The sequence below is a fragment of the Pseudomonas sp. AGC41 genome (genome assembly GCF_057334555.1).
Map to the genome: position 1 here is coordinate 1 of NZ_JBHFJB010000094.1, position 6,775 is coordinate 6,775.

The 6,775-nt window shown below is 61.2% G+C and carries 7 protein-coding genes; 5 read left to right on the forward strand and 2 right to left on the reverse strand.

What is annotated here, in order from left to right; translation table 11 throughout:
* Positions 1-185: 185 nt before the first annotated feature.
* Positions 186-1,400, forward strand: a complete 1,215-nt coding sequence (locus tag ACE04F_RS16860) for an aldose 1-epimerase family protein (RefSeq protein ID WP_486108429.1) — start codon at positions 186-188, stop codon at positions 1,398-1,400.
* A 5-nt stretch (positions 1,401-1,405) separates the two neighbouring features.
* Here ACE04F_RS16860 and ACE04F_RS16865 read toward each other — a convergent pair whose 3' ends face one another.
* Complete coding sequence (locus ACE04F_RS16865; RefSeq protein ID WP_486108431.1) at positions 1,406-2,899, reverse strand: YifB family Mg chelatase-like AAA ATPase; 1,494 nt, start codon at positions 2,897-2,899, stop codon at positions 1,406-1,408.
* A 336-nt stretch (positions 2,900-3,235) separates the two neighbouring features.
* Positions 3,236-3,496: an accessory factor UbiK family protein gene (locus tag ACE04F_RS16870; RefSeq protein ID WP_486108433.1), complete on the reverse strand. Its 261-nt coding sequence runs from the start codon at positions 3,494-3,496 to the stop codon at positions 3,236-3,238.
* Between the two features lie 414 nt (positions 3,497-3,910).
* On the opposite strand from ACE04F_RS16870, the gene glnK reads away from it, so the two are divergent.
* From glnK to sutA, 4 genes are all read left to right on the forward strand, one after another.
* A complete protein-coding gene (glnK, locus tag ACE04F_RS16875) occupies positions 3,911-4,249 on the forward strand; it encodes a P-II family nitrogen regulator (protein ID WP_002555808.1) in 339 nt (112 codons plus the stop codon).
* A gap of 34 nt (positions 4,250-4,283) precedes the next feature.
* Positions 4,284-5,618 (forward strand): ammonium transporter, encoded by a 1,335-nt coding sequence (locus tag ACE04F_RS16880; protein WP_486108435.1) that lies wholly within the window; start codon positions 4,284-4,286, stop codon positions 5,616-5,618.
* A 213-nt stretch (positions 5,619-5,831) separates the two neighbouring features.
* The gene (locus ACE04F_RS16885) at positions 5,832-6,257 is read left to right on the forward strand and encodes a secondary thiamine-phosphate synthase enzyme YjbQ (RefSeq protein WP_486108437.1); all 426 of its coding nucleotides are present in this window, start codon (positions 5,832-5,834) and stop codon (positions 6,255-6,257) included.
* 101 nt (positions 6,258-6,358) lie between these two features.
* Positions 6,359-6,682 (forward strand): transcriptional regulator SutA, encoded by a 324-nt coding sequence (gene sutA / locus ACE04F_RS16890; RefSeq protein ID WP_007941277.1) that lies wholly within the window; start codon positions 6,359-6,361, stop codon positions 6,680-6,682.
* Positions 6,683-6,775 lie beyond the last annotated feature (93 nt).

Genomic DNA, 6,775 nt, shown 5'->3' on the forward strand with positions numbered 1-6,775 from the left:
AAGGCGGCCTTCCAGCCACATCGCTGTCAGCTGACCCACCGCTTTCGCGAGCAGGCTCGCTCCCACAAAAATCTCTCTAATTCTGTAGTCGCCTTCCTTTTTGAGGTTGATTGCTGTTTTTCGGCTTGCTGAAACGTTTCTTCAAGTCTATAAAAACCGCACAACTCCAATAAAAGGTCGTTTCCATGACTTCGCTCAAACTCCTCATTGCCCTCGGCGCCCTCGGTGCTGCGTCCCACGCCATGGCCTGGGATTATGTCCTGCTCGATACCGACAAGGCCGCCCAGTCCTGGCAAATCACCAGCCAGCAGCTCGGTGTGAAGACCGACAAACCGTTTTCCGTGACGATGCGCACCCTGCACGGCGGCCGCCAGGAAGGCGTCAGCATCGTTGATATCGACAACGGCACGATGAAACTCTCGGTCGTCCCGACTCGCGGTATGAATGTGCTGCAGGCCTCGGTCGGCGGTGTCCGCATGGGGTGGGATTCGCCGGTCAAGGAAGTGGTCAATCCGGCGTTCATCGAGCTCAATGGCCGGGGCGGCCTGGGCTGGCTCGAAGGATTCAACGAGCTGGTCACCCGCTGCGGCTACGAATGGGTCGGTCATCCGGGCATGGACAATGGCGAGCTGCTGACCTTGCACGGCCGCGCGGCCAACATCCCGGCGAACAAAGTCACCCTGCACATCGATGAAAAACCGCCCTACGCGATCACGCTGCGAGGCGAGCTGAAGGAACAGGCGTTCAAGAAAATCGACTTTTCGGTGCAGACCGAGCTGGTCACCGAACCCGGCAGCGTGACCTTCGCGCTCAGCGACACGCTGACCAACAATGGCGACTATCCGAAGGAATACCAGGCGCTCTATCACAGCAACTTCAGTACGCCGTTCCTGGAGCAGGATGCGCGCTTCGCAGCACCGGTCAAACAGGTGTCGCCGTTCAACGACAAGGCCAAGGGCGACCTGAAGGACTGGCAAACCTACCGTGCCCCAACCAAGGACTACGACGAAACCGTCTACAACGTCGTGCCTTATGCCGACGCCAAGGGCGATACGCTGACCGTATTGCACAACAAGGCCGGTAGCCTCGGCGTGTCGGTGGGCTTCAACACCGGGACGCTTCCGGTATTTTCCCTGTGGAAAAACACCGATACCCAAGGCCAGGGCTACGTGACCGGCCTGGAGCCGGGCACCAGTTTCTCCTACAACCGTCGCTATCAGCGACCACTGGGCCTGGTGCCGACTATCGCGCCGAAAGAGCGCAAGCAGTTCCAGATCCATTACAGCCTGTTGGCGGACAAGGCTGCCGTAGACAAGGCGCTCAAGCGCATCGAAGACATCCAGGGCGATCGGAAAACCGAGGTGCGCGATGCCCCGCTGGTGGACCTGAGCAAGCCGTAAGCGGTTCAAACCGTGGCGGGGCGATACTGCAGGGCTTCGGCCAGATGTTCGCGGCTGATTCGCTCCGTTTGCTCAAGGTCGGCCAATGTCCGGGCGACTTTGAGCAGGCGATGAGCGGCTCGCAGCGACAGGGTCAGCCGTTCGCAAGCGGTTTCCAGCCAGGCTTCGTCGGTGGTGGCCAGTTTGCAATGCCGACGCAGGCCTGGCAGGTCCAGGAACGCGTTGGCACAGCCCTGGCGTGTTTGCTGGCGTTCACGGGCATCGGCCACCCGTTCGGCAGCGGTGGCGGTATCGTCCCCGGGTTCGCTCTTGGGGTTCAGTGCCGTGGCTTCCCGGGCCACGGTCAGGTGCAGGTCGATCCGGTCGAGCAGCGGGCCGGACAATTTGTTGCGGTAACGCTGCACCATGTCCGGTGTGCAGGAGCAACGACCACTGGGCTCGCCAAGATAGCCACAGGGGCAGGGATTCATCGCCGCCACCAGCTGGAAGCGCGCCGGAAAGCGCACCCGGTCCCGCGCCCGGGAAATCACGATGTGCCCTGACTCCAACGGTTCTCTCAGCACTTCCAGCACCTTGCGGTCGAATTCCGGCAATTCATCCAGAAACAGCACGCCATGATGAGCAAGGGTGATTTCTCCCGGTTGCGGCTTGGACCCACCGCCCACCAGCGCCGGGCCGGACGCCGAATGATGCGGCTGGCGGAACGGACGTTGTGGCCAATGGCTCAACGGCACGCAACTGGCGACCGACTGGATCGCCGCGACTTCCAGGGCTTCGCTTTCGGCCAAGGGCGGCAATAACCCCGGCAAGCGGCTCGCCAGCAACGTCTTGCCGGTGCCAGGTGGGCCGCTGAACAACAGGTTATGGGCTCCTGCTGCCGCGATCAGCAACGCGCGCTTGGCCCCGGCCTGCCCCTGGACTTCACTGAGATCGGGATAGGGCTTGCTGGCCGAGAGCAGGCCATTGGAAACAAAGGGTTCGACCGGAGTATGGCCATTGAAATGCGCCACCGCTTCGAGCAGGTGATGCACTGCGATCACTTTCAGTCCCGACGCCAGGCAGGCTTCCTCGGCATTCGCCCACGGCACCACCAGCATCCGTCCAGCCTTGCGCGCCGCCAGCGCCGCCGGCAATACCCCGCGTACCGGTCGTACCGCCCCGGACAACGCCAGCTCGCCGAGGCATTCGACGTCGTCCAGCATCAGCGTCGGCACCTGCACGCTGGCCGACAGGATGCCAAGGGCAATCGCCAGGTCGAACCGCCCGCCGTCCTTGGGCAGGTCCGCTGGCGCCAGGTTCAGGGTGATGCGCCGCGCCGGAAAGCTGAGCCCTGAGTTGATGATCGCACTGCGCACCCGGTCCTTGCTTTCCTTCACTGCCGCCTCGGGCAGGCCGACCATGGTCAGCGACGGCAAGCCATTGGCAAGATGGACCTCGACGGTGACAGCGGGTGCTTCGACGCCAACCTGGGCGCGGCTGTGAACGATGGCGAGTGACATGAAATCGTTCCTTGAGTGGTAGAGAGGACCGCATCCTGCGGTTCTTGAAGGTTAGTTGCGGGGAGCCGTTTGGTTATGGCGAATCGAAGGGAAAAGGTTGGCAAGATGTTGCGCCAGACTTGAATCAGTGCTGCTTCGTGCCCGATTTCACTACGGTTTTATGCACCCGGCACCTCGACAAGCCCCTGCACGACCACCCCTTTCACGACGATTGTGCTGACATTACGCGCTCGACGCGGGTTTGTGCCGTCGTCCGGTGCCGCACGCAGGTGGCACCGGAGTCATCGCGGCGAAGGGCATGCCCGGCGTTGCGGCGATGCGTAGAGGAAGTGCACGTTATTGCGCAGGCGGATCCAGCCTCGCCTCCAACTCCGCCACCTTCGCCTCCAGACTCTCCAACCGCGCCCGAGTTCGGGCCAGCACTACCATCTGACTGTCGAATTCTTCCCGGCTGACCAGGTCCAGCTTGCTGAACCCGCTTTGCAATAGAGCCTTGAACTGGCTTTCGATTTCGCTTTTGGGCAGAGGGGTATCGCCGCTCAAGAGGCGAGAAGCGTGGCCGCTCAGGGCGTCGAGGAGATCTTTGGGGGCGAGCATGGCAGGTGTCCTGGAAACGATGGCGGGCAGTGTATCACGCAGGGTCTATAGTCAATTCGCCAGGCGCGGGTGCACGCTTTTCGCGCACGGTGCCAGGCGCTGCCGCACCGTTGTTGTGCGTATCGCTCCGGTTCGTGGCGCGTCCCGGGCGGGCGCGGAGGGGAAAGGGTTGATATCCGGGGGGTTGGGCACAGATGGCAAGCTTTCTGCTTAGTGGCTGGTGACCCATGCACTGAAGCAGTCGCTGTGACGAATGCAGTGCAGCAGGCGGAGCGGGGAGTTTCGTCAGGAGTAGTCAGCTGGCGCTGGTCGGGCAACTTGGGCCGACGACGCGTTACAAAGCCAGGCACTGCGCTTAGACTTGAGTCGGGTTTGTTTTCCTGGGGCAAGTCCACCAATTCGGGAGAGAGTTTCATGAAGCTAGTCACTGCCATCATCAAGCCGTTCAAGTTGGACGACGTGCGCGAGTCGCTGTCCGAAATCGGCGTGCAGGGCATTACCGTTACTGAAGTCAAAGGCTTCGGGCGGCAGAAAGGTCACACCGAGCTGTATCGCGGCGCGGAATACGTGGTCGATTTCCTGCCCAAGGTGAAGATCGACGTCGCCATCGACGACAAGGATCTTGATCGGGTCATCGAGGCGATTACCAAGGCCGCCAACACCGGCAAGATTGGTGACGGAAAGATCTTCGTGGTCAATCTGGAACAGGCTATCCGCATCCGTACCGGCGAAACCGATACCGACGCTATCTAAGCCGCCAAACCCCAACGCCCCAGGAGAAAACAATATGACTCTGCGTAAATTCGCAGGGCTAGGAGCCCTGTTGTCCTTCGTAATGCCTGGCCTGGCCATGGCAGAAGAAGCGGCAGCCCCAGTCCTCAATTCCGGCGACACCGCCTGGATGCTGACGGCCACGATTCTTGTACTGTTCATGACCATTCCTGGCCTTGCGCTGTTCTACGGCGGCATGGTTCGGTCGAAAAACATTCTTTCCGTGATGATGCAGTGCTTCGCCATTACCGGTCTGATCAGCGTGCTCTGGGTCATCTATGGCTACAGCATCGCGTTCGACACCACTGGCATGGAGCAGGGCGTCGTCAACTTCAACTCCTTCATCGGCGGCCTGGGCAAAGCGTTCCTGGCGGGCGTTACCCCGGCCAGCATCACTGGCCCGGCGGCGTTGTTCCCTGAAGCAGTCTTCATCACCTTCCAGATGACTTTCGCGATCATCACCCCAGCCCTGATCGTCGGCGCGTTCGCCGAGCGGATGAAGTTCTCCGCCATGCTGATCTTCATGGGCGTGTGGTTCACGCTGGTGTATGCGCCGATCGCGCACATGGTCTGGTCCGGCAATGGCGGCCTGATGTGGGACTGGGGCGTACTGGACTTCGCCGGTGGCACCGTGGTGCACATCAATGCCGGTATCGCAGGCCTGGTGGCGTGCCTGGTGTTGGGCAAGCGCAAAGGCTTCCCGACCACGCCGATGGCGCCGCACAACCTCGGTTACACCCTGATGGGCGCGGCCATGCTGTGGGTGGGCTGGTTCGGTTTCAACGCAGGCTCCGCCGTTGCGGCCAACGGCACCGCCGGCATGGCGATGCTGGTCACCCAGATCGCCACTGCCGCCGCCGCGCTGGGCTGGATGTTCGCCGAGTGGATCACCCACGGTAAGCCAAGCGCACTGGGCATCGCCTCGGGCGTCGTGGCCGGCCTGGTTGCAATCACCCCGGCTGCCGGCACCGTGGGCCCGATGGGCGCCCTGGTCATCGGTCTGGCGGCGGGCGTGGTGTGCTTCTTCTGCGCCACCACCCTCAAGCGCAAGCTTGGCTATGACGACTCCTTGGACGCCTTTGGCGTGCATGGCATCGGCGGTATCCTCGGCGCCATCCTGACCGGTGTGTTCGCAGCGCCGGCCCTGGGCGGCTTCGGCACCGTGACCGATATCGGTGCGCAAGTGTGGATTCAGTTCAAAGGCGTAGGCTTCACCGTGATCTACACGGCGGTTGTCACCTTCATCATCCTCAAGGTCCTCGACGCCGTCATGGGTCTGCGGGTCTCCGAAGAAGAAGAGGCCGTGGGCCTGGACCTGGCCCAGCACAACGAACGTGGTTACAACCTGTAATCGCGCTCTAATAAAAAATGCCCGGTTCGCCGGGCATTTTTTTGTCTGGAATTTGTCATTGCTCACAGGGCGTGCTGGTTTTTCCGACGCCTTTTGTTGTGTATGCGACACGGGTTTTTCTACCGCCAAAGACTTACAGGAAAGCAGGAATATTAGGCCCTTTGTTTTTTCCCTGAGCGCGCTAGAATGCGCGCCGAACGTGCGGAGAACTGTATGTGGCAACAGACGCTGATAACCCTGCGGGCAAGGCCCCGGGGCTTTCATCTGGTGACGGACGAGTTGCTCGCCGGCCTGCCTGAACTCAAGGCATGTCGTGTCGGTCTGTTGCATCTGTGGCTGCAGCACACCTCGGCCTCGCTGACCATCAACGAGAACGCTGATCCGGCGGTACGTCGAGACTTCGAACGATTTTTCAATCGGCTGATCCCACAAGGAACCGCCGACTATGAGCACAACGACGAAGGCCTGGACGACCTCCCGGCGCACTTCAAGGCCAGCGTGCTGGGATGTCAGCTCAGTCTTCCGGTGACGGCGGGACGGTTGGCGTTGGGTACCTGGCAAGGTGTTTATCTGGGCGAGCACCGTGATCATGGCGGTCCTCGTAAAGTCCTCGCCACCTTGCACGGTGAAGGGGCATGACCGCTGATGGTTGGCGGATGTTGAATTTTTTCTGGCAGCCTTCGACAGATGGTGAAGCTGGGCTATAACTAATCTGCTTTTCGCAAGTCATGAGGTAGAACATGAGCGACGATGATCTGGAAAACGACGACCTCGAAGTAGGTGATGAAGACGAGGCCGAAGAAGGCTTGGAAGCGGCGGCTGAAGACGTCGCTGACGATGACGGTGCCGATGTTCCGGTCCCGACCGCCAAAGGCAAGGCCAAGGCGGCGGTATCGGTCGACGAGTTGCCGAGCGTAGAGGCCAAGAACAAGGAGCGTGATGCGCTCGCCAAGGCCATGGAGGAATTCCTGGCCCGGGGTGGCAAGGTGCAGGAAGTGGAGGCCAATGTGGTCGCCGATCCGCCCAAGAAGCCTGACAACAAGTACGGCAGCCGCCCGATCTGAGTATCTGCCCTTGCTTGCTGAAAAAGCCCGCCGTCGCTGCGGGCTTTTTCATGGGTGCGGATCAGGTGTCCAGGGCAGGCACTTGTGGGGGGG